Consider the following 22,995-nt stretch of genomic DNA (forward strand, 5'->3'; position numbering starts at 1 on the left):
TTTAATGTGAGAAGTTGCGTGGCGACAGCGGTTTTAGCTAGTTTTCGTCTTTCAACCTCTTTAGCTGCCAAGCAAAAAGGACTCAGCGCCCGCCGTAACGAGTTGGCTAAGTCCTCTAAATTGTTTACGATTCACGCGCCGCCACCTGATGGAAATAGGCCCGGGTGTCTGCTTCATCTTGTTTTAACTGAGCGACCAAACCGTCCGCATCAGCGAATTTTACCTCACCACGCAACCGGTGGTGCCATTCGACCTCGACTGGTTCCCCGTATAAGTTGCCCTGGAAGTCCAGGAGGTTCATTTCAACCGTGATTGGTCGGTTATCCCCAAAGGTCACGTTGCGGCCCACAGAGACCATCCCAGGGTACCAGATGGCGCCGACCTTCAGCCGAGCCGTGTAAATGCCGATGCCCGGAATCCATTCGTCTTGTGGGGCCATGACGTTGGCCGTGGGATAACCAATGGTCCGTCCGCGCGCCTCGCCGTGGACCACCAGTCCCGTCGAGCGATAAGTGTATCCCAGAAGTTGGTTCACCAGATCTACATCACCGGCCCGCATGGCCTGACGAATCCGCGTGGAGCTGACTTTTTCATCCCCACTGGCTTCTTCGGGCACCGTCACCACATCAAAGCGACCCTGCGCATATTCAGGGAGATGTGCCATATTGGCCACATCCTTTTTGCCGTACGTGTGGTCAAACCCGGCCACAGCCGCCACCGTATGGAAAGCCACCAGGTAGTGGTCGACAAATTCCTGGGGCGTTTGAGCCGCAAACTCACCGGTGTAGTTGACCAGAAATACGCGGTCAACGCCCAGGCGGTCAAGCTGCTGGAGCTTACGTTTGATGGGACTCAAATACTTCTGGTCATCCGCCTGTAACGGCCGGTAAACCAAAGCAGGATGGTGATCGTACGTTAGGACAGCCAGCTTGACCCCTTTAGCCTGAGCCAAAGCCTTAGCCCGATTGATCACCGCTTGATGCCCGCGATGAACGCCATCGAAAAAGCCCATGGCCAAAACCACTGGCTCATCGGGAATTTGCCGTGCATCTAACGGGTGGTGTATGTGAATAACTTCCATTGGAAATTCCTCTTCTCAAAACTTAGTTCACCGCAAACATTTTTAGCGGCTTATATTGTTGCTTTTCTTCGGACCACTGATACAGACACTTGGTCGCTCCCTGATAGGTCAACGCAACTTCGGGAGCCGTGGCACCGTCTAGCTCATCAGCGGTGAGAAAGACGCCATTTTTGGCTAGTCCCCAGACACGCTCACTCAGCGCCACGTGTGGATAGGCACTCAGCGCGTAGTCGATAGGCCGTAAAATGGGCGTCAGGTCCTCATTGGCCATGGCTTCGGCGACTTGGTCTAGCGTCACCGTCTGGTCCAACGTGAAGCCCCCGCTCTGTTGGCGAGTCAACGAGGCCATCACGGCCGGCACCCCTAATAAGCGGCCCAGATCAACGGCGAGCGTCCGCACGTAAGTCCCCTTGGAACAGGCTACTTCAAAGGCCACGGTCTGCGTCCCCTGGTCGGCGTCAAAGGTACCGGCATCAGCCAAGTTAAAGTGGTCAACCGTGATGGTGCGGGTCGGCCGTTCAACCGTTTCACCGGCGCGCGCATATTCATACAACTTACGCCCACGAACCTTGACCGCGGAGTACATCGGTGGTGTCTGTTGAATCGTTCCAGTCAATTGCGCCGTCCCTGCCGTTAATTCGGCTAGTGTAAAGGGCCGGGTCAAGGCTTGGCGTTCCACGACATCACCGTCTAAGTCCTCAGTCGTCGTGGCTAGGCCCAAGGTCACCGTGCCACGATAGACCTTGCCAGAGGCCATGAGATACGGCACCACCTTGGTCGCTGAACCAATGCAGATGGGCAAAACGCCATCGACGCTAGGATCCAGGGTCCCACTGTGACCGACCTTCTTGGTATGCAGAATGTGGCGCAATTTGGCCACGCAGTCAAAGCTAGTGAGGCCACGTTCTTTGTACAAGGGGATAATCCCGTCCATTCCGGTTCCTCCGTTCTTACTGGTAAATCTGTTGGCTTTACGCCATTAAACTTGCTAGATCAGTGCTGTTGACTGCCAGGGAAGCCACCTACTATGGGGAAACGCCCCCAGCTCAGGAATGGGCTTCCTGTTCACTGGGCCGTTTGGTAAGCCCGCCAGCAACGATTGTCCACTTCGCCAACTCATCTAGCTATTGACACAGAATAGGTTATAGTTTACCACAGACTAGCGGTGTGTGACCAACGTTACGCGCGAATTTGCGGCCGCAAGCGCCTGGAACCAGCCTTTCAACTTCTCTGCACCAATTTGCCATGGCTGAAACGCAGCACCCCAGGCAGCCGATTTTGCGCAAAAAAAGGCGCTGGCCAACACTGACCAGCACCTCCGACCGCCTCGATTACTCGCGGTGGTGTAATTCATTTAACAGTTCATCGATGTGGCTACCGTAGCGAACTGAGGAATCTTGTTCAAACGTCAATTCTGGCGTCTTGTAGATGCTCAATCGTGAACCCAATTCGGAACGGATCAGGCCCGTGGCCTTGTCCAATCCCTGTTGGGTCTTCTCTGCGGATGAGGCCTTATCGGATAAGATACTGTAGTAAATCGTTGCCTGTTGTAAGTCACCGGTGACTTCTACCCCGGTAACGGTCACGCCCTCGACCCGTGGATCGCGGACCCGTTTGAGGAGAATATCCGTAACTTCCCGTTGGATTTCTTGTTCCAACCGGCCAACTCGATATTGTGCCATGACAGTTGCCTCCGATTATTTATTTAACGGGAACTTCCTTCATCACGTAGGCTTCGATGACGTCGTCTACCTTGATGTCGTTGTAGTTCTCGATAGTTAATCCTAATTCATAACCCATCTTAACTTGCTTGACGTCGTCCTTGAAACGCTTCAAGCTACCTAATTTACCTTCGTAAATGACCACGCCGTCACGAATCAAGCGGACGTCGCTGTCAGCGGTAACGTAGCCTTCGGTAACCATCCCACCGACGATTGTCCCGACCTTAGAAGCATGGAAGATATCCTTAACTTCGATTTGGCCAATGACTTGTTCTTCGTAGGTTGGTTCCAGCATCCCCTTCATCGCCGTTTCGATTTCATCGATGGCGTTGTAGATGACGTTGTGCAAACGAATGTCAACCTTGTCACTGTCGGCTTGGGCCCGCGCTTGTGGCGTTGGCCGAACATTGAAGCCAATGATGATGGCATCTGAAGCTTCCGCTAAGGTAACATCACTTTCGTTAATGGCCCCTACGGCAGAGTGAATGATGTTGACCCGGACACCGGAAACATCAATCTTCTTCAGACTCCCAGCTAAGGCTTCGACGGAACCTTGAACGTCAGCCTTGATGATGACGTCAACTTCCTTCATTTCGCCTTCCTTAAGGGAATCAAATAAGTTGTCCAACGTGACGTGACTCGTGTTGCGGCGTTCCTTGACCAAGGCTTCCTTGGCCCGTTCTTCACCGGCAGCCCGCGCCGTCTTTTCATCGTCGAAGACCACGAACCGGTCCCCGGCTTCTGGCACGTCGTTCAACCCTGTAATTTCAACAGGAGTTGATGGGACGGCATCCTTGATGCGACGGCCCCGTTCGTTGACCATCGTCCGCACCCGACCAAAGGTATTGCCGACAACGATCGGGTCACCAACGTGTAAGGTCCCTTGTTGAACCAACAGTGTGGCAACAGACCCTTTACCTTGATCCAAACGAGCTTCGATAACACTCCCGGCACCGTTTTGTTCAGGGTTAGCCTTCAATTCCAGCACTTCGGCCTGCAACAAGATCATGTCGAGTAATTCATCGATGTTCTTGCCAAACTTCGCAGAGATTTCTACGAAGATGGTGTCGCCACCCCAGTCTTCTGGAATCAATTCGTATTCCGTCAATTGTTCCATCACGTGGTTCGGGTTAGCACCCGGCTTATCGATCTTGTTGACCGCCACGATGATTGGCGTTCCCGCTGCCTTAGCATGGTGAATGGCTTCGATGGTTTGGGGCATGACACCGTCATCCGCAGCAACCACCAGCACCGTAATGTCGGTGATTTCCGCACCACGGGCCCGCATTTCGGTAAAGGCCGCGTGTCCTGGGGTATCCAAGAAAGTAATCAGCTTGTCATTGTAGTGGACTTGGTAAGCCCCAATGGCCTGCGTGATCCCCCCGGCTTCACCCTCGGTAATGTGAGAGTGCCGCAAGTGGTCCAGCAACGTGGTCTTCCCGTGGTCAACGTGACCCATGATCGTGACAACTGGTGCTCGAGATACTTGATGATCCTTGTTGGCCATTTCAGCGTCAAAGGCCTTGTCGATATCAGAAACGTCGACTTCGACTTTTTCCTTGGCTTGAATGCCGTAGTCGTCAGCCAAGATTTCAATCGTATCCTTGTCCAGGGATTGGTTTTGGTTGACCATGACGCCTAACATGAAGAGCTTCTTCACGATTTCAGCTGAAGAACGGTGTAAGATTTTCGCCAAGTCTTGAGCGTTCATCCCGTCACTGTAGACTAAGACTTCTGGTAACGCCTTGTTCTTCCGTTCTGGTGCGCCCTTGTGTTGGTTCGTGTCTTTGATCCGTTGGTTCTTCTTGTAACGATTATTGTTGTTATTACGGCGGCGGTTATTGCGGTTGTTCCGGTTATTCCGGCCCCCACGACTGTTGCCATTGTTACTACCACGCCGGCCGTTACTATTATTTGTATTATTATTCAAGCTTCCACCAAATCTGCCGGTGCCGGAATTGTGTTGCTGACTTCCAGCCTGGCTGTTATTTTTATTATTGTTACGGTGATTCTGATTACTGCCCCCATTACCATTGTTATGGTTCCGGTTACCGTTGGCAGTTTGCTGACCACGGTGGCTATCGTTACCAACATGGTTCTGCTGGTTGCCCCGATTGGCAGTGGTCTGTGACTGACTTGCCGAACGCTTATGCGTTGTGGCATGTCCCGTCTGGTTACCGGTTTGGGCCGGCCGAGCCGCTTGCACCTTTTCAGGTTGCGACTGGGTCTTCCCGTGGGACTGAAAAGCAGCCCGTAACTGACGTTCTTCGTTCTCGCCGAGCGTTGACATGTGGTTTTTCACCGGAAAGCCCTTAGTTGCGGCCTTATCGATGATCTGTTTACTGGAGACGTTAAGTTCTTTGGCGAGTTCATAAATTCGCTTTTTCCCCATATCTTCACACTCCTTCATATTCTACCGATCACGAGAACGTCAGGCGGCTACTTAAGTAATTGTTGTAACTTCCGGACGAATCCCGGATCAGTAATTGCTATGACCGTGCGCGCCGACCCGATGGCCGTGCTCAATTGGTCCTTGGTAAATGAGTCATTCAATGGAACGTCATAGCTCGTTGTTTTGTCGCGGAATTGCTTTTGACTACTCTTACCGGCATCGCTGGCCAGAAAGACCAGGCGCGCTGATTTATCCCGCACAGCGGCTAAGACAAAGGATTCGCCGGTGACCAGCTTACCTGCTCGCCGCGCCAATCCTAATAATTGTAAAGCGCGCTCAGAATTAGTCATTGTCAAATAATTCCCGCCGCGCTTGTTGATGATCAACGTACGCAATCAAATCATCGTAAAATTGGTCATCGATTTTGACACCAAAGGCGTGGTCAAAGGTCCGTTCTTTCTTTGCCTTTTGGGCAATGGCGACATCCAAACTAATGTATGCGCCGCGACCGGACTGCTTCCCCGTCGGATCAATGCTGACCTCTTGAGCTTGGTTCCGGACGACCCGGACCAATTGCTTTTTCGGTGCCATTTCCCCAGTCACAATATCTTTGCGCATGGGGACCTTCCGTTGTTTCATGGACCTAACCCTCCTTTAGCACAACGCTACTCGGCGTCGTCGCCGTTATCAGTCGTGTCAGTGGCATCGTCAGTAGCGGCTGCTTCATCAGCAGGCGCTGCCGGCGTTGTCGTGTCATCAGGCGTTGCGTCAGTAGCCGTGTCACTAGCAGCGTCATCAGCAGCTGGTGCTGGTTCAGCCGCGGTGCTATCGTCACTGGCAGCCTCGTCGTCAGTAGCCTGATCAGCTTCCATTATAGCAGATGCTTCGGATTCTGATTTGATATCAATCTTATAACCGGTCAACTTAGCGGCTAAACGAGCATTTTGCCCGCGCTTACCAATGGCTAAGGACAACTGGTAATCCGGCACGATGACTTCACAAGCCCGTTCGTTGTTGGGATCAAAGATGACGTCTAAGACTTCCGCTGGGTTCAAGGCATTGGCGATGAACTTGGCTTCGTCATCCGTCCATTCCACGATATCCATGTTTTCGCCACCGAGTTCGTTAACGATCGTTTGAACCCGTTGCCCCCGTGGGCCCACAGTGGTCCCCACTGGATCGATGTCCGGGTTGTTCGAGCGAACCGCTACCTTGGCCCGGTCGCCAGCTTCACGCGCAATTGCCATAATCTCCACAGTCCCATCGTAAACTTCTGGGACTTCTTGTTCAAACAATCGCTTCAATAAATCAGCGTGCGTCCGGCTAACGAAGACTTGTGGACCCTTAGTCGCATTTTCGACCCGGGTCACGTAAACCTTGATGCGGTCGTGAATCCGGTACGTTTCGTTAGGCATTTGATCTTGACGACCCATGACGGCTTCGACCTTACCCAAGCTGACGTAAACGAACCGTGAGTCTTGGCGTTCAACTTCCCCGGTCACGATTTCGTTTTCGTATTGGCTGTATTGGTTGTAAATGATGTTACGTTCGGCTTCGCGGACCCGTTGCAAGATGACTTGCTTAGCGGTTTGCGCCGCGATTCGGCCAAAGTTCTTGGGAGTCACTTCAAACTTGATGTCATCCCCAATTTCATAACCCTTGTTGATGGTCAGTGCTTCATCCAAGCTGACTTCCAGCCGAGAATCGTAGACCTGGTCAACGACCTTCTTCACGGCAAAGACGTGAATGTCCCCCTTACGTTGGTCGAAGTTGACCTCCACGTTTTGGGCTTGGTCATAATTACGCTTGTAGGCCGACACCAACGCCGCCTCGAGCGCATCGATGACGATTTGCTTGTCGATGCCTTTTTCCGTTTCCAGAACGTCTAAGGCACCCAATAATTCTTTACTCATGTGTTGTTTCGCTCCTTATTTAGAACTTGATGGCCAACCGGGCTTGGGCAATGGCGTCACGTGGAATCGTCAGAGTCTTGATACGACCCTTCAAGTTCACGGTCAGTTCCATGCTGTCAGCGCTCAGTGAGTCTAACGTTCCTTCGTAAACCTTGCTGTTACCGATCTTTTGGTAAAGTGACACGTGGATGTAATCGCCCACGGCTTTTTCAAAATCAGCTGGCTTCTTCAGTGGTCGTTCAGCACCCGGTGAGGATACTTCTAAGAAATACGCTTGAGGAATGGGATCAGGGTCGATGCTGTCTAACTTCTCAGACACTTCATCACTGACCATCGCACATTCTTCAATGTTGATGCCCCCGGGCTTATCGATGTAGAGCCGCAGGTACCAACTCTTGCCTTCCTTGACAAATTCAACGTCAACTAATTCAAACTGATGATGCGCCACGATTGGCTGGGCTAAGGCCGTCACGGTCTCGACGACAGTACTCAAAGAATTCCGCCTCCTACATTTATCCATTAAAAAGAGTGAGCATTGACTGCTCACTCATTTAAAAAACGAGTTTAACTACAAGTACTACAATACTACACTAAGCCCGAGATTGCAACTGTTCTGCCGCCTAGGCTTCGCAAGTTACCAGTAATAAAATAAATCCCACGATGGTAATGAACTCAAAAACTAAGAAATTCAGCCGCGTCGTGGTCATCGACCGGAGACTAATAGTCTTAATCAGGGTCAAAACGAATGCCACCACGAAGTACGCCAGGACCATGGCCAAGAACGTGGCTTCCCCGACGCTCGCCAATGTACCGAACAAAATGTAACCTAAGCCAATCAAACAATAACCTGCCAGAAAAATCCACCCATCTGGTAACCGCACGAACCGCCGTAACATGGTGAACACCCGCTTTCGCTAAAGTTTATTAATGGTTTACGTTTCCTTGGTTCAAGTATAACATAATTCTTTCATTTTGTAAGCGTTTCCATAACGCTAATCCGGTCAATTGCCGGGTGAGTCACTGCCTGCTTTTTTATCCGGTAGAAACGCTGATTTGCCGGTCTTGGCTATGGTTGATAATTAGTTAGTGATTGAACTATCTGATAACTGAGTGACTTGGCGCGACACTCGTTCACCAACTAAAGGGCTAAGAGATAGAAATCAGCTAGAGCCAGATTCAGCATGTTAGGATTAATCGGTTACAGCTTTGTAGCGAGAGCTGGCCGCCTGCCGTCCGCCCAATACAAAAAGAGGTCAGGACCGAAGTCCCCACCTCTTATGCACCAATTTTATTTGGCTGAAACGTGCGTCCACAGACACTGGTTCCGCCTGCTGCCACACGCTTTTACATCATATCATCAAATAAACTCAATTGGTTTTCATCCGGCAAGCCCTTCAGCACGCCGTTTTCCGTCATGAAGTCGATGATGGTCTTGGAAACCTTGCCGCGTTTAGCCAGGTCTTCCTTGGAAATGAATGGCCGGTCATTACGGGCCGCCACAATCTGCTTAGCCACGTTCAACCCCAAGCCAGGTGCGGCTTGGAACGGGGCAATCAACGTGTCGCCGTCAATGATCCAGTCAGCAGCATCGGAACGTTCCAGGTCAATCATCTTGAACTTGAAGCCCCGTTCTAGCATTTCGTTGGCTAACTCCAGCACCGTCAAGAGGTTCTTGTCCTTGGCGGAAGCATCCATCCCCTGGTCATTGATGGCCTTCATGGCCGCCTTGACCGCCGTCTTTCCTTGTGCCATGGCCACGACATCGAAGTCGTCAGCCCGCACGGAAAAGTAGGCAGCATAGTAAATGATGGGGAAATAGACCTTGAAGTACGCTACCCGCAGTGCCATCAACACGTAGGCTGCGGCATGGGCCCGCGGGAACATGTACTTGATCTTCAAGCAAGAATCAATGTACCAATCTGGGCAATCCGTTTGCTTCATCTTCTCTTGCCATTCGTCCGGAATCCCCCGGCCCTTCCGCACGTGTTCCATGACTTGGAAGGACGTTTCAGAATCCAGGCCGAAGTTGATCAAGTCGGTCATGATGTTATCCCGACACCCAATCACGTTGGCAATGGTGGCCGTACCGTTTTTGATCAGCTCTTCGGCGTTGCCCAACCACACGTCGGTCCCGTGAGACAGGCCAGAGATCTGTAGCAGTTGGGAGTAGTTTTGCGGATTGGTTTCTTCCAGCATTCCCCGGACGAAGCGCGTCCCAAATTCAGGCACACCCAGTGTCCCCGTCTTGGACTGAATCTGTTCCGGCGTGACACCTAGAGAATCCGTACCAGAGAACAGCGCCATGACCCCAGGATCATCCATCGGAATCGTTTGCGGATCGACCCCGGACAAATCTTGCAGGGTCCGAATCATGGTCGGGTCATCGTGTCCCAGAATATCAATCTTCAAAATATTATCATGGATCGAATGGAAATCGAAGTGGGTCGTTTGCCAAGCGGCGTTCTGGTCGTCGGCTGGGTACTGGATCGGCGTGAAGTCGTAAATGTCCATGTAATCCGGCACAACAATGATCCCCGCGGGGTGTTGACCAGTGTTTCGTTTGACCCCGGTCACGCCCTTGGCCAGCCGATCGACCTCGGCTCCCCGAAGGTTCTGCTCAGTATCGCGCTCATAGGCCTTCACGTACCCGTAACCCGTCTTATCGGCCACGGTCCCAATCGTTCCGGCCCGGTAAACATTCTTCTCACCGAACAAGACTTTGGTATAGTTGTGCGCGATCGGTTGGTAGTCCCCGGAGAAGTTCAAATCAATATCGGGAACCTTGTTTCCCTTGAACCCCAAGAACGTTTCGAACGGAATGTTGTGACCGTCGCCAATCATCAGAGTCCCACACTTGGGGCAGTTTTTCTCGGGCAAATCATAACCCGAGCTGTACTCACCCTTGGTGTAGAAATGCGAATACTGACAGTTCGGGCACCGGTAGTGCGGCGGCAAGGGGTTCACTTCGGTAATCCCAGTGAACGTCGCCACCACACTGGAGCCAACGGACCCCCGTGACCCAACCAAGTACCCGTCCTTGTTGGACTTGGCTACCAGCCGTTGGGCAATCAAATAAATCACGGAGAACCCGTTACCAATGATCGACTTCAGTTCCCGGTCAACTCGGTGTTGCACCAGTTCGGGCAACGGATCGCCGTACCACGCGTGGGCGGTGTCCATGGTCCGCTGACGAATTTCGTCTTCGGCCCCTTCCATTCGCGGCGTGTACAGCTTGTCTTTTAACGGGTGAACCTCGTCGATTTCGTCCGCAATCTTATGGGTGTTGGTGACCACGATTTCCTTGGCCGTGTCTTCACCCAGATAGGCAAAGTCGTCTAGCATCTCGTTGGTCGTCATGAAATGAGCGTCCGGCAATTCCTGCCGGTTCAACGGGTTGGCACCCCCTTGCGAGTGAATCAAGATCTTTCGGTAAATAAAGTCCTCGGGATCCAGGTAGTGCACGTCGCCGGTCGCCACCACGGGCTTGTCGAGGTCGTGGCCCAACTTGACCATGTTGCCGACGATTTCTTCCAGGTTAGCCTCATCGGCAATCAGACCGGAATCAATCAACGGTTGGTAAGCCGCCTTGGGTTGGACCTCCAGGTAGTCGTAGTACTTGGCCTTCGCCGCAGCCTCGACCTGACCTTTTTGCATCATGGCGGTGAAGACCTCGCCGGATGAGCAAGCCGAACCGACCAGAATGCCTTCACGGTAGTGGTCTAACACGCTACGCGGCACCCGCGGAACGCGGTAGAAATAGTCCACGTTGGACGCGGAGACCAGCTTGAACATGTTCTTCAAGCCCGCTTGCGTCTGTGCCAGCAAAATCGCATGGCTTGGCCGGGCGTGTTTGTAAGCATCGTTATCGGTCATGTGATCGTTCAACTGATCGTGGTACTGAATATCGTAGCGGTCCTCGGCATCCTTTAAGAACAAGTAGTTCAAGTGTCCCGTCGATTCCGCATCATAAACGGCCCGGTGATGGTGTTCCAGACTGACGTGGAAGCGTTTAGCCAACGTATTCAGCCGGTAACTCTTCAACGTTGGGTATAAGAAGCGGGCCAATGTCAAGGTATCAATGATGGGATTAGGAATCTCCGGCATCCCGTGGCGCTGGTAACCGGTGTTCATGAAGCCGACATCGAAAGTCACGTTATGGCCGACGATGATTGCGTCGCCACAGAACTTGCGGAAGAGCTTGAAGACTTCTTCTTCCGACTTGGACCCTGCGACCATATCATCGGTGATACTGGTCAAATTCGTAGTCTGCTCAGACAACGGGAAACCAGGGTCGATGAACTCTTCAAATTGGTCGATCACGTTCTTGTGTTGCATCTTAACGGCTGACAATTCAATGACCTTGTCGTAGATGGCGGACAGCCCCGTCGTTTCCACGTCAAAGACCACATAGGTCGCGCCGTCTAGGGGAACGTGGGCACTGTTGTACCCAATCGGTACCCCATCGTCGACGAGGTTGGCTTCGACACCGTACAGCATCTTCACGCCCGCTTTCGACCCCGCATTAAAGGCGGCTGGGAAGCCTTGCACGTCGGCGTGATCCGTAATCGCCAGAGCCGGCATGCCCCACTTTTTCGCGCGACTGACGTAATCGCCAATCGGGTTGGTGGCATCCATTTGGCTCATGGACGTGTGCAAATGCAATTCAATGCGCTTCTCATCGGCGGGTGCCGTGTCTTGACGGGTGGCGTGCTTGACCTGGTTGATGTCGTAGGCGTTGAGGGCCAAATCATGCATGTACGTGTCTTCTTGGACACTCCCCCGTACCTTAACCCAGCTTCCCTCTTCAACTCCGGCAAATTGGGCTTCGTCTTCCGCTCCCCGTGAGAATTTCTTCACGGCAAACGATGACGTGTAATCGGTAATCTTCAGCGTCAACAGCTGACGACCCGAACGTAATTTCCGAACTTCCTTGTCGAAGACGTAGCCTTCCACCACCACGGAGCGTTCCTCTTGGGTAATGTCGACCATTCGAGTAATCGGTTGGTCGCCCTTGATGGTCTTCCCAATCTGGGTAGGACCCGTGGCGGCTGGGGTATCCCCCTGAGCGGCCCGTTTCTGGTTAGCCTTTTCAATGGCTGCGGCGGCCTGTTGGGCTAGTTGCGCATCCGTTTTTTCCTGTCGCGCCTTGAACTCGTCGATTTTGGCCTGCGACTTGGACTCGTCGACCATCACCCGGATATTGAACTTGGGAAAACCGGCATCCCGGTAGGTGGCTTCCAACGGTCCTAGGGCTTGGTTGGCTAGAAAATCTTTGACCACTTCATTTTGCGCATAGAGTAAGACCCGGTTGTCGGCGTCCAGTTCCGGCACCTGCGACTGGCACAACTCCTGAACCAAATTACTGGTCAGGCCACTGTTTTCGACGACCCATTTCCAATAATCGCCCAGTGCCCGGTTGGTCAATTCGGGAGCGTCGACCTCCAGGGTGGCTTCGACTTGGGCAATGTCTTTGAACGCCATTTGTAAATGGTTATGGAAATCTACGAAAGCCGTGAACGGCATTAAACTAGGCAACTTTAAGAAAAAGTGCCAGCGCCGTGACTGCTCGTGCACCGTTAGCCGGTCAATGGTGGCCGTCTGAAAATACGGTTGTTCCGCAGCGGCGGTCAGATCTAGTTGTTGTAATAATTTTTCAAATAAAGCATGGCGATCTTCGTCCACGAGGAAACTCCTTTCGTTACTTAAAACTGATTGGTGACTAAAATAATTGCGGGAAAACTTGAAATATACTGGGAAATTAGATCCTGGTATCACAGTGATTGACGACCTGTACTTGGGCAAAACACTATTATACCAGCCAGGACCGCGATCCTATATTGACCCCAGTCTAGCTGAACACTCACCTAGATCTTGGCGTAGGCTGATTGGGTCTAACCACTCCCGTAGCCGAGAGTGAAGTGAAATCCAGGCTCAGCCGGGGAATTTAGCAGCGCTCTTGGCTGATAAACTGGTGACTTTGAGACGTGGTCTTCGGCCCAAAGCAAGGGGCGAGACCTTGGCTCGGCCCGTCCTCCCCCAGCGTTCCAGCCTGGCATTTCACGTAACGTCAGGCGGCCAGCAAAACACCAACCTGGGACCAAAAAGACCAGCCGCGACAGCTGGTCTTTACGGTGAGGTTAGTCAATATCTTTAAACAAAATCTCGACGGTACTTGCTACCTCGTCTTTGATCACTTCGACCGTCTCACCAGTCTTGCGAATCTTAATTTCAACGATGCCTTCGCCAGCCTTCTTACCGATCGTGATGCGGACTGGAATCCCCATCAGGTCTGAGTCAGCGAATTTGACACCAGGACGTTCCTTCCGGTCATCGGTCAACACCCGGTAGCCCTTGGCCGTCAATTCATCTTCCAATTCGGCAGTCAGGTTCGCTTGGTCTTCCTTCTTCAGGTTGACAGGAACCAGGTGAATGTCAAATGGCGCGATGTTACGGGGCCAAACCAGACCATTTTCATCAGCTTGTTGTTCCGCAATGGCGGACAATAACCGGCTGACACCGATCCCATATGAGCCCATGACGACTGGCTTTTGCCGGCCGCCTTCGTCTAAGACCGTGGCCCCTAAGGCATCGGAATAACGTGTGCCCAGCTTGAAGATGTGGCCGATTTCGATACCACGGGTAAACTTCAAGACACCGGAACCGTCTGGTGACAGGTCACCCGGTTGGACTTCGCGTAGGTCAGCGTAGGCATCGACCCGGAAGTCGCGCCCGGCGTTGGCGTTTTGGTAGTGATAGCCGTCTTCATCGGCACCGACGATCACGTTGACCATGTCACCAACGTATTGGTCCGCTAAGATCTTCACGTCTTCGCCCACACCCACGGGTCCTAAAGAACCGAAGCTGGCGTTCAGATACTTTTGCGCATCTTCAGGCGTCGCTGGGTCTAAGAAATCAGCGTCCAAGTAGTTCTTTAACTTGGTTTCGTTGACTTCGTGATCCCCACGAACCAGGACCATAACAGGTTGTTCATGGTTGGCCACGTACAACATGCTCTTGACCAATTCTGAGGACTTCACATCAAAGAATTCAGCGACTTCATCAATGGTCTTGGCCCCTGGCGTTGCGACCTTTTTCAGGTCTTCTGGTTGAGCGTGAGACTTCTTACTGATAAAGAGACTCTTGGCCATTTCCAAGTTAGCCGCATAATCAGAAGAGTCGGAGTAAACGATGGTGTCTTCACCAACTGGCGCAATGGCAGAGAATTCCTTGGAATCCTTACCACCCATGGCCCCACCGTCACCAACGATGGCCCGGTAGTTCAAGCCGACCCGGTCAAAGATGTTTTCGTAAGCCTGTTCCATTTGGTCGTAGATCCGGTTAAGGTCTTCATCGTTAATGGAGAAGGAGTAACCATCCTTCATGATAAATTCGCGGCCCCGCAATAACCCATAGCGCGGACGGTCTTCGTCACGATACTTGGGCTGGATTTGGTACATGACCAGCGGCAAGCGTTTGTAGGACTTAACCGCATCACGAATCAACATGGTGAAGGTTTCTTCGTGCGTCGGTCCCAAGATAAAGTCGGTGTCATGCCGGTTCTTGAGCTTAAATAAGTTAGGCCCATAGGTGTCATACCGGCCGGATTCTTGCCAGAGACTTGCCGGCAAAATAGCTGGCATCAACGTCTCCACGGCATCGATCTTGGCCATTTCCTCGCGGATGATGGTTTCGATGTTGGTCAAGACCCGGTAAGCCAGTGGCAAGTAAGCATAAACCCCCGCCGTGACCTGACGGATGTAGCCTGCCCGCAACATCATTTGATGGCTGAGGGCTTCCGCACCGTTTGGCACTTCCTTTAAAGTTGGAATGAGTAGTTTCGATTGTTTCATAGTTCAATATTCCCTTCTCGTAACGACCGAATTTGTTAATGAATGAAGTAGCGTTCGATATCGTTCCACGTGACTAACAACATCAGCAGAACCAAGAACCCTACACCCACCAACGTAATCGCCGCTTCCACATTTTCGGAAAGTGGTTTGCGCCGGATGGCTTCAATGAAGTTTAATAATATTTTACCACCATCCAAGGCTGGAATTGGTAGTAAATTGACAATTGCCAAGTTAATCGACAGAAAGGCCAGGAAATTCAAGACCCCGACGGCCCCATACTGAGTCGCCTGCGACGTCGTAGCAAAGATGGCCACGGGCCCACCTAAGTCATTTAGACTAAAGTGCCCGGAAACCATGTGCCACAGGGCGCCAAAGAGTGCCTTGGTCATGGTCCAAGTTTGCGTAAACCCGGAGGCTAAAATGGCCCCCACGTGTTTGTCTTGGGCCTGGGTAATCCCAATCATCCCGACCGTCTTGCCATTCGACTTTTGACCCGCCGGCGTTAAAGTGATGTCTTTAGTCGTCGATCCCCGTTTGATGGTGACCGTCGTCTTCTTGTTCGCTAGCGGCTGGATGGCGGTACTTAAATCCGTCCAGCTGGTGGTCTTCTTGCCGTTGACCGCCGTAATCTTGTCGTTGTTTTGAATGCCAGCCTTCTTGGCGACGGCAATCGGTGAACTGGCCACTTGAATCTGGTTGGTGCCCATCGCGACGCCACCTTGAACAAATGACATCAACATGAAGGTCACGATGGCCAATAAAATGTTGTTCATCGGTCCGGCAAAGTTGGTCATCAACCGCCGACCCAGCGTGGCTGACTGGAACTGCACGTCTTTGGGCGCAATCTGTAGCTCAGTTCCGTCCGCTTCAATGATGGTGGCGTTGTGGGCCACAGCATAGCGTTTGACCTCAGACTCGTCACCGTTTTCGTACCCTTCGATCCAGAGTTCATCCTCCAGATCCGTGCCGGTGACTTCCAATGGAATCCCATTGAACAAAGTAGATTTCTTACTGGTATTGATACGTTGGACCTGGTCATCGGCGCCGACGTAAAGACTGACCGGCGTTCCCGGTTTAATCTCTTCTTCGTCGTCTTCAGCTCCGGCCATGCGGACGTACCCACCCACCGGCAACAGCCGTAGTGTGTAGGTCGTCCCGTCTTTGCCCCGGTGATAGACCAGCTTAGGGCCCATCCCGATGGAGAATTCCCGCACCAAGATGCCGCCGCGTTTGGCAAAGTAAAAATGCCCAAACTCGTGCACGATGACCAGAATCCCAAAGACGATGATAAAGGTAATAATCGTTGTAATCACAGGTGTCGTCCCTTCTTCAGTTAAGAGTAGCGTGTCGTTTTTTACATCTGCCCCCTAGCATACCCTAAGGACCCTAAGCGGCGCAAGCGAACAGCCACACTTAGATCAATCCGAATAGATGGATGACTGGAAGAACTAACAGTAAACTATCAAACCGGTCTAAAATGCCCCCGTGACCGGGTAAGATCTTCCCGGAATCCTTGACACCATAGTAGCGTTTCAACGCGGATTCGACCAGGTCACCAAATTGGCCCACGATGGAGAAAATCAGCGTTAAGACAATCATGATGCCCAGGTTGAACTGACCGATCGGGAAGAAATACCAAAATACTGTTCCCACGATGGTGGCCACCAGGCTCCCACCGATCGACCCTTCCCAAGTCTTGTTGGGACTGATGTGCGGTGCCAGCTTGTGCTTACCTAATTTACGGCCAATCATGTAGGCCCCGGAATCGGTCGTCCACACGATAAACAGCGCGTACAAGAGTGCCACTAGGCTCACACCTCGGGCAGCGATGAAGAAGTGAAACCCAATCCCGATGTATAGCATGCTCAGGGTGATTACCCCAGCATCGTCAAAGGAAAACCGGTTCTTGGAAACGACCGTCCGTAATAATAATAACAAGACGAAGAGATAGACGACGTACCAAGGGTTCAAATAACTGGGGACCCAGTGCCACCAGCTATTGGGCGCAATCACCGCAATGATGCCGATACCCGAGATCCAAGCTTCCGGGCTGACCAATAACTTTTTGCGCATGATCAGGACTTCTGATAAGGCGACTAGCCCCAAGGCAATGGCCGCAATGTCGACCCAGATACCCCCCGCGATGATGATGGGAATAAAGATAATCAAGGCGATAACCGCCGTAATGACCCGTTGTTTCATAATTAAAAACTCCTCAGTTTAATTTTTCTCCGGTTCAGGTGTCAGCCCACCAAAGCGCCGGTGACGCTGTTGATACTCATAAATAGCCTCTTCCAGGGCTGTTTGGTCAAAGTCCGGCCAATGTTGTTGCATGAAGACAAACTCGCTATAGGCGACCTGCCAGAGCATGAAATTCGAGAGTCGTTCTTCACCGCTGGTCCGAATCAACAGATCAGGATCCCGCAATTCCCCCAAATCATGGGTCATCAACTGGCGGTCAATAGCGGCATCATCAATGGCTTCCGGAGCCAATTGGCCGGCCTGAACTTGTTTGGCCAGTTCTTGAACGGCCGTCACGATTTCAGCACGGCCCCCGTAATTGAGGGCAAAGTTCAACACCATCCCCGTGCAATGCGCGGTATCCGCAATGGCGTTGTTCACGGCTTGCTGGGTTGCTTGGGGCAATTGATCCGTGTAGCCCATAACCTTGACGCGGATATTGTTCTTGATCAGGTCCGGTACAAATGTCCCGAAGAAATCGACCGGTAGCTTCATCAGGTAGTTGACTTCGGTTGTTGGCCGTTTCCAGTTTTCCGTAGAAAATGCATAGAGGGTTAATACCTTAACGCCCAAATGGCTAGCAGCCTTCGCCACCGTTTTAACCGTATTCATCCCCTGCTTATGCCCGGCGATTCGCGGCAAATGCCGTTGTTGGGCCCACCGACCGTTACCATCCATGATGATGGCCACGTGAGCTGGAATCTTGGTCTCGTCTAACTGTCGCTCCTCGACTTCACCTGTCGCTTGATTTTTATTTGAAAATGAAAACACGGCGCACCTCCATTGTGGTCTTTACAACCTCTCATCATAACAAAAAAGAGACCGGGAAACTATCCCGGCCCCCAAATTGAGCGAAAACTTAAATTTTGACCGGTTACTCAATTAACCGCCATTCGCCACGCTTAGCATCTGCTAACGTGCCAAAGTAGCTCAACAGGTTGTTGGCGTCATCGGCGCTAACTTGGCCCAATAGGTTCAAGCCTTCCCCGGTTGGTAATGGATCTGAGAGGTCCGTAATTTCATTGCCATTTTCAATGGTTGCCTTAGAGAAAGCCACGATCCAGTCGTCACCAATTAATTGGGTGACCACGAAGAAGAGGTTGAAATCATCACTCACGAAAGCGGGTTGGGCGTAAACGCCATCTTGGATTTCTTCCAGTTCCGCACCGTTATAGTTCAAGATTGAGACGTTCTCGGCGTTGACCGGGTTGTTCAACCGGAAAACCATCTTGCCGAATTCCTTTGAACCCGGGGTGATTTCAATGTTTTCTGGTTCTTCTTGGTTATTTTGCTTGTCTTCTGCCATGTTTAAGCGCTCCTTGTCCGTGAATTAGTCGGTCATAACTTCTTTTTCTTTGTCGGCCGCAATGGCATCAACACCCTTGATGGCCTTGTCCGTTACCTTTTGAACTTGGTCTTCCAGGTTGTGTAAGTCATCATCGGTGTAATCGCCATTCTTGTGGCCCTTTTTGATGCTGTCCATGGCATCACGCCGGACGTTACGAACCGCCACTTTACCTTCTTCGGCAGTCGCCTTAACTTGCTTGGCAATTTTCTTACGGCGTTCCTCGGTCAGTTGTGGAATGACCAACCGAATGGCCGTTCCGTCGTTGGCTGGCGTAATGCCGACGTCAGATTCCATGATGCCCTTTTCGATGTCTTCCAAAGCAGACTTATCATAAGGGGTCACCATCAAGACCCGGGGTTCGGGAATGGTGATGGACGCCACTTGGTTCAGTGGCGTTGCGGCACCATAGTATTCCACCATGACCCGGTTCAAAATGCTGGCGTTGGCCCGGCCGGCCCGAATCGTTCCCAATTCGCGCTTTAAGGCGTCTTCTGCCTTCTTCATCTTTGTTTCTGCAGTTGTTACAATCTGATCAGCCATAATTATTTACCCCTAACTGTCGTCCCAATATTCTCGCCCTCAACGACCTTGCGGATATTGCCCGCTTGGTTCAAGTTAAAGACGACAAATGGAATGTCATTATCCATTGAAAGTGAGCTAGCCGTGGTATCCATCACGTGTAAGCCCTTGTTAATAATATCTAACTGCGTTAATTGGTCAAACTTCACGGCGTTAGGATCCTTGTTCGGATCAGCTGAGTAGATACCGTCAACCCCGTTTTTGGCCATCAAGATGGCATCAGCGTTGATTTCAGCTGCTCGTAAGGCTGCCGTGGTATCCGTGGAGAAGTACGGGGAACCCGTGCCCCCAGCGAAAATCACGACGCGTTCCTTTTCCAGGTGCCGAATGGCCTTGCGCCGAATGTAAGGTTCTGCAATTTGACGCATTTCAATAGAAGTCTGTACCCGCGTTGGCACCCCAATTGATTCCAGGTTGTCTTGCAGAGCCAGTGCGTTCATGATGGTCGCTAACATGCCAATGTAGTCGGCTTGGGCCCGTTCCATGCCCATCTGTTCGCCAGATACGCCACGCCACATGTTACCGCCACCAACCACAATAGCGATTTGAATGCCCAAGTTATAAACACTCTTGACCTCTTCCGCTACGGTTTTAATTACTGGCGGATTGATACCAAATCCCTTGTCGCCGGCTAAAGCCTCGCCACTGAGCTTCAGCATAATCCGTTTATACTTTACGTCCGCCATTGTGTTTCCTCCTATTGTATTCTGACAATAATTCTATCATAAACGCGGGGCGAGTGATAGTCAGGGGCAACGAAAACCCGGAATTCCTTACAAAATCGCTGATATTTTCCGTTGCGACCCGCTATTCTCCCACCATCAAGTCAGGTCAGTCTAACAAAAAAGCGTAGTCCCTCACCGGAATCTACGCTTTTGTTTCAAAAATTAGCCGTTGATTTGGTCTTGAACTTCTTTGGCCAGGTCAACCGTCTTCTTTTCGATTCCTTCACCAACTTCGTAACGAACGAAGGTGACTAACTTGCCACCCTTGCTAGCAACGAATTGGCTAACAGTTTGGTCGCCGTCTTTAACGAATGGTTGGTCAGCTAAGCTGATTTCAGCCAAGTACTTGTGCAAACGACCTTCGACCATCTTTTCAACGATCTTTTCAGGCTTGCCTTCGTTCAAGGCTTCTTGCTTCAAGACTTCGCGTTCGTGAGCTAAACGATCAGCAGGAATGTCATCGCGAGAAACGAATTCTGGGTTGATGGCAGCAACGTGCATCGCTACGTCCTTGGCAGTGGCTTCGTCAGCACCTTCCAGAACAACCAATGCGGCGATTTGGCCACCTTGGTGCAAGTATGAACCGAAGACTTGGCTATCCGTCTTCTTTTCAACAGCGAAACGACGTAACTTCACGTTTTCACTAGTTACTTGCGTTGTCTTAACGATGGCTTCGTTGATCGTGTCGCCATCAGCAGTTGGTAATGCCAAAGCAGCATCCAAGTCAGCTGGTTGCTTGTCAGCAATCGTGTCAGCAATCGTGTCCACTAAGGCGTTGAACGTGTCGTTCGTGGCAACGAAGTCGGTTTCAGAGTTCACTTCGATGATAGCAGCGGTGTTACCGTCTACCTTCACGCGAGCCAAACCGTTAGCAGCAATGTTGCCGCTCTTCTTCTTGGCCTTAGCGATACCCTTTTCACGTAAGAAGTCGATGGCTTTGTCCATGTCGCCTTCAGAAGCAACGAGGGCCTTCTTAGCATCCATCATCCCAACTTGAGTCTTGTCCCGTAACTCTTTAACTTGTGCTGCAGTGATTTTACTTGCCATGTGTAATGGCCTCCTTTTATCAATTCATTCAAGGCATCAAAAAAGACTGACTCAATCTCAGGCCATTATCGGTCCTAAACATTAAGCCAGCCTAAGGTGCTTTAAATCATATTTGGAAAGTCGCGGTTACCCACGACCTTGCATTTAATTACTTGTTGTCGCCTTCAACGGCGTTAACGATGCTTTCCATTGAGTTGTCAGCGGTCTTCTTGTCGCCCTTAGCGGCATCGGACTTTTGACCTTCAAAGGTCTTTTCGTCAACTTGATCTTCACCTTGACGGCCTTCAACGATAGCGTCAGCCATCTTAGAAGTGATCAAACGAACGGCACGGATAGCGTCATCGTTAGATGGGATAACCACGTCAATTTCGTCTGGGTCAGTGTTCGTATCAACCATGGCAACGATCGGAATGTTCAACTTTTGTGCTTCGTGAACAGCGATTTGTTCCTTGCGAGGGTCAACGATGAACATTACGTCAGGCAACTTAGGCATGTCTTCGATACCGCCTAAGAAACGTTCCAACTTGTCTTGAGACTTCTTCAGCAAGGAAACTTCCTTCTTAGGAAGAACGTCAAAAGTACCGTCAGTAGCCATCTTCTTCAAATCTTTAAGACGCTTGATCCGAGTTTGGATGGTTTCCCAGTTGGTCAAAGTCCCACCTAACCAACGGTGGTTAACGTAGAATTGACCGGCACGAGTAGCTTCTTCTTCGATAGAGTCTTGTGCTTGCTTCTTAGTCCCAACAAACAGAACAACGGCGCCCTTAGCAGCTTCGTCCTTCATGTAGTTGTAAGCAGCATCGATTAACTTCACCGTCTTTTGTAAGTCGATGATGTAGATACCGTTACGTTCCGTGAAGATGTATTGCTTCATCTTAGGGTTCCAGCGACGCGTTTGGTGACCAAAGTGGACACCGGCTTCGAGCAGTTGTTTCATTGAAATAACAGCCATGATAAAATGCCTCCAAATAGTTTTTGATTTCCTCCCCCACGCTCATTTGACTGGAGAACTCGCAAGCGAGCACCCCTCCGGTCATCACGCGAGGTGTGAATTGGCGCATACGCACCGAAAGTTATTATACAAAACACTGGCACTAAACACAAGAGAAAATTACGCCGTCCGCGATTAAATTGGCTTTTTTTTCTGAATATGGTAAACTGCTAAGGAATTAAACGAGGAGGAAACGAAATGATAAAAGCGGTCGTCTTCGATGTCGATGACACGCTCTATGACCAAAAGGCGCCTTTCGTAGCCGCCTTAGCCCCACTAGTAACCAACTCAGAAAGTTTTGATTTCACCCAAGCCTTGCAGGATTACCGTTGCCAAAGTGCTGATGCCTACGCCCAGGTGGCCAATGGCAACTGGACGCACGCGGAAATGGCCGTCAACCGGTTGAATGCCACGCTGCAACAACAGCAGCGCGGCCCGGTGACCCCCGCTATGGCCATGTCCTTTGAACAAGCCTACGCTGATGGGCTCAAGCACATTAAGCTCTTCCCCGGCCTGTCAACGGCCCTCGACCAGCTGAAAGACCAGTTCAAACTGGGCATTATTACCAATGGTAAAACGCAACACCAGCTGGCAAAAGTGATGCAATTACAAATGCACCGCTGGGTCGACCGGGATAACATCATCACGTCTGAAGAATCTGGCTTAGCCAAGCCGGATCCTCAGATTTTCACTTTGATGAATCACCGCTTAGACCTACGCGCCAGTGAAGTGGCCTACGTGGGTGACTGCTACGGCATGGACGTTCAAGGGGCCAAACAGGCCGGCTGGCACGCCTTTTGGTTTAACCATCGCAATGCGGAAATGACGAACGGCAACTGGATTCCCGACCAAACCGTTGGGGATTCGCTGGAGCTACAGGACCTTCTGTTGGCCCTCGCCGCCGTTCCCGAGATGTCATAAGATTACTAAATTTGTAAACTGGTGAGTTGACAGTAATGCTGGCTCGCCAGTTTTTCTTTGGTCAGTTGGTGACTGTGGTGGGCCCTAACCTCAGCCAACACCGTCGACACAGCTGGTTCCAGTGGACTGGTTACTTTCAGCAACATTGTGTTAGAGAACAGTCGCAGATCAGCTGTAACCTGCAGC

Annotated in this window: 20 protein-coding genes; 1 reads left to right on the forward strand and 19 read right to left on the reverse strand. The window is 51.3% G+C overall.

Going from position 1 to position 22,995, the window contains the following annotated elements:
* Positions 1-124: 124 nt before the first annotated feature.
* The 19 genes from ribF to rpsB all read right to left on the reverse strand — a co-directional run bounded on the left by ribF (position 125) and on the right by rpsB (position 21,849).
* Positions 125-1,081, reverse strand: a complete 957-nt coding sequence (gene ribF, locus EKM83_RS06860) for a riboflavin biosynthesis protein RibF (protein ID WP_125575894.1) — start codon at positions 1,079-1,081, stop codon at positions 125-127.
* Positions 1,082-1,103: 22 nt separating this feature from the next.
* Positions 1,104-2,015, reverse strand: coding sequence for a tRNA pseudouridine(55) synthase TruB (truB, locus tag EKM83_RS06865; RefSeq protein WP_125575895.1), 912 nt, complete (start codon positions 2,013-2,015; stop codon positions 1,104-1,106).
* 397 nt (positions 2,016-2,412) lie between these two features.
* Positions 2,413-2,763, reverse strand: coding sequence for a 30S ribosome-binding factor RbfA (gene rbfA / locus EKM83_RS06870; RefSeq protein WP_125575896.1), 351 nt, complete (start codon positions 2,761-2,763; stop codon positions 2,413-2,415).
* Between the two features lie 19 nt (positions 2,764-2,782).
* Positions 2,783-5,194: a translation initiation factor IF-2 gene (gene infB, locus EKM83_RS06875; RefSeq protein WP_125575897.1), complete on the reverse strand. Its 2,412-nt coding sequence runs from the start codon at positions 5,192-5,194 to the stop codon at positions 2,783-2,785.
* A 47-nt stretch (positions 5,195-5,241) separates the two neighbouring features.
* A complete protein-coding gene (locus tag EKM83_RS06880) occupies positions 5,242-5,544 on the reverse strand; it encodes a L7Ae/L30e/S12e/Gadd45 family ribosomal protein (protein WP_125575898.1) in 303 nt (100 codons plus the stop codon).
* Positions 5,537-5,833 (reverse strand): RNase P modulator RnpM, encoded by a 297-nt coding sequence (gene rnpM, locus EKM83_RS06885; RefSeq protein ID WP_125575899.1) that lies wholly within the window; start codon positions 5,831-5,833, stop codon positions 5,537-5,539. The genes EKM83_RS06880 and rnpM overlap by 8 nt, the downstream gene beginning before the upstream one ends.
* A 26-nt stretch (positions 5,834-5,859) precedes the next feature.
* A complete protein-coding gene (gene nusA, locus EKM83_RS06890) occupies positions 5,860-7,107 on the reverse strand; it encodes a transcription termination factor NusA (protein WP_125575900.1) in 1,248 nt (415 codons plus the stop codon).
* A 19-nt stretch (positions 7,108-7,126) separates the two neighbouring features.
* Positions 7,127-7,600, reverse strand: a complete 474-nt coding sequence (gene rimP, locus EKM83_RS06895) for a ribosome maturation factor RimP (RefSeq protein ID WP_125575901.1) — start codon at positions 7,598-7,600, stop codon at positions 7,127-7,129.
* Between the two features lie 127 nt (positions 7,601-7,727).
* Positions 7,728-8,003, reverse strand: coding sequence for a hypothetical protein (locus EKM83_RS06900; protein WP_125575902.1), 276 nt, complete (start codon positions 8,001-8,003; stop codon positions 7,728-7,730).
* A 448-nt stretch (positions 8,004-8,451) separates the two neighbouring features.
* Complete coding sequence (locus EKM83_RS06905; RefSeq protein WP_125575903.1) at positions 8,452-12,789, reverse strand: PolC-type DNA polymerase III; 4,338 nt, start codon at positions 12,787-12,789, stop codon at positions 8,452-8,454.
* Positions 12,790-13,244: 455 nt separating this feature from the next.
* Positions 13,245-14,957: a proline--tRNA ligase gene (locus EKM83_RS06910; RefSeq protein WP_125575904.1), complete on the reverse strand. Its 1,713-nt coding sequence runs from the start codon at positions 14,955-14,957 to the stop codon at positions 13,245-13,247.
* A gap of 35 nt (positions 14,958-14,992) precedes the next feature.
* On the reverse strand, positions 14,993-16,270 hold the full coding sequence (gene rseP / locus EKM83_RS06915) for an RIP metalloprotease RseP (protein WP_125575905.1): 1,278 nt from the start codon (positions 16,268-16,270) through the stop codon (positions 14,993-14,995).
* 100 nt (positions 16,271-16,370) lie between these two features.
* Complete coding sequence (locus EKM83_RS06920) at positions 16,371-17,159, reverse strand: phosphatidate cytidylyltransferase (RefSeq protein ID WP_125575906.1); 789 nt, start codon at positions 17,157-17,159, stop codon at positions 16,371-16,373.
* Positions 17,160-17,177: 18 nt separating this feature from the next.
* Complete coding sequence (locus tag EKM83_RS06925) at positions 17,178-17,969, reverse strand: isoprenyl transferase (RefSeq protein ID WP_125575907.1); 792 nt, start codon at positions 17,967-17,969, stop codon at positions 17,178-17,180.
* Between the two features lie 103 nt (positions 17,970-18,072).
* Positions 18,073-18,504, reverse strand: coding sequence for a hypothetical protein (locus EKM83_RS06930; RefSeq protein WP_125575908.1), 432 nt, complete (start codon positions 18,502-18,504; stop codon positions 18,073-18,075).
* A 24-nt stretch (positions 18,505-18,528) separates the two neighbouring features.
* The gene (gene frr / locus EKM83_RS06935) at positions 18,529-19,086 is read right to left on the reverse strand and encodes a ribosome recycling factor (protein ID WP_125575909.1); all 558 of its coding nucleotides are present in this window, start codon (positions 19,084-19,086) and stop codon (positions 18,529-18,531) included.
* Between the two features lie 2 nt (positions 19,087-19,088).
* On the reverse strand, positions 19,089-19,811 hold the full coding sequence (gene pyrH / locus EKM83_RS06940) for a UMP kinase (RefSeq protein WP_125575910.1): 723 nt from the start codon (positions 19,809-19,811) through the stop codon (positions 19,089-19,091).
* Positions 19,812-20,012: 201 nt separating this feature from the next.
* Complete coding sequence (tsf, locus tag EKM83_RS06945; protein ID WP_125575911.1) at positions 20,013-20,897, reverse strand: translation elongation factor Ts; 885 nt, start codon at positions 20,895-20,897, stop codon at positions 20,013-20,015.
* A 148-nt stretch (positions 20,898-21,045) separates the two neighbouring features.
* A complete protein-coding gene (gene rpsB / locus EKM83_RS06950) occupies positions 21,046-21,849 on the reverse strand; it encodes a 30S ribosomal protein S2 (protein ID WP_125575912.1) in 804 nt (267 codons plus the stop codon).
* 237 nt (positions 21,850-22,086) lie between these two features.
* On the opposite strand from rpsB, the gene EKM83_RS06955 reads away from it, so the two are divergent.
* Positions 22,087-22,809: an HAD family hydrolase gene (locus EKM83_RS06955; RefSeq protein ID WP_125575913.1), complete on the forward strand. Its 723-nt coding sequence runs from the start codon at positions 22,087-22,089 to the stop codon at positions 22,807-22,809.
* Positions 22,810-22,995: the final 186 nt, after the last annotated feature.

The sequence above is a fragment of the Levilactobacillus angrenensis genome (assembly GCF_003946085.1).
In the GTDB taxonomy this organism is placed as follows: domain Bacteria; phylum Bacillota; class Bacilli; order Lactobacillales; family Lactobacillaceae; genus Levilactobacillus; species Levilactobacillus angrenensis.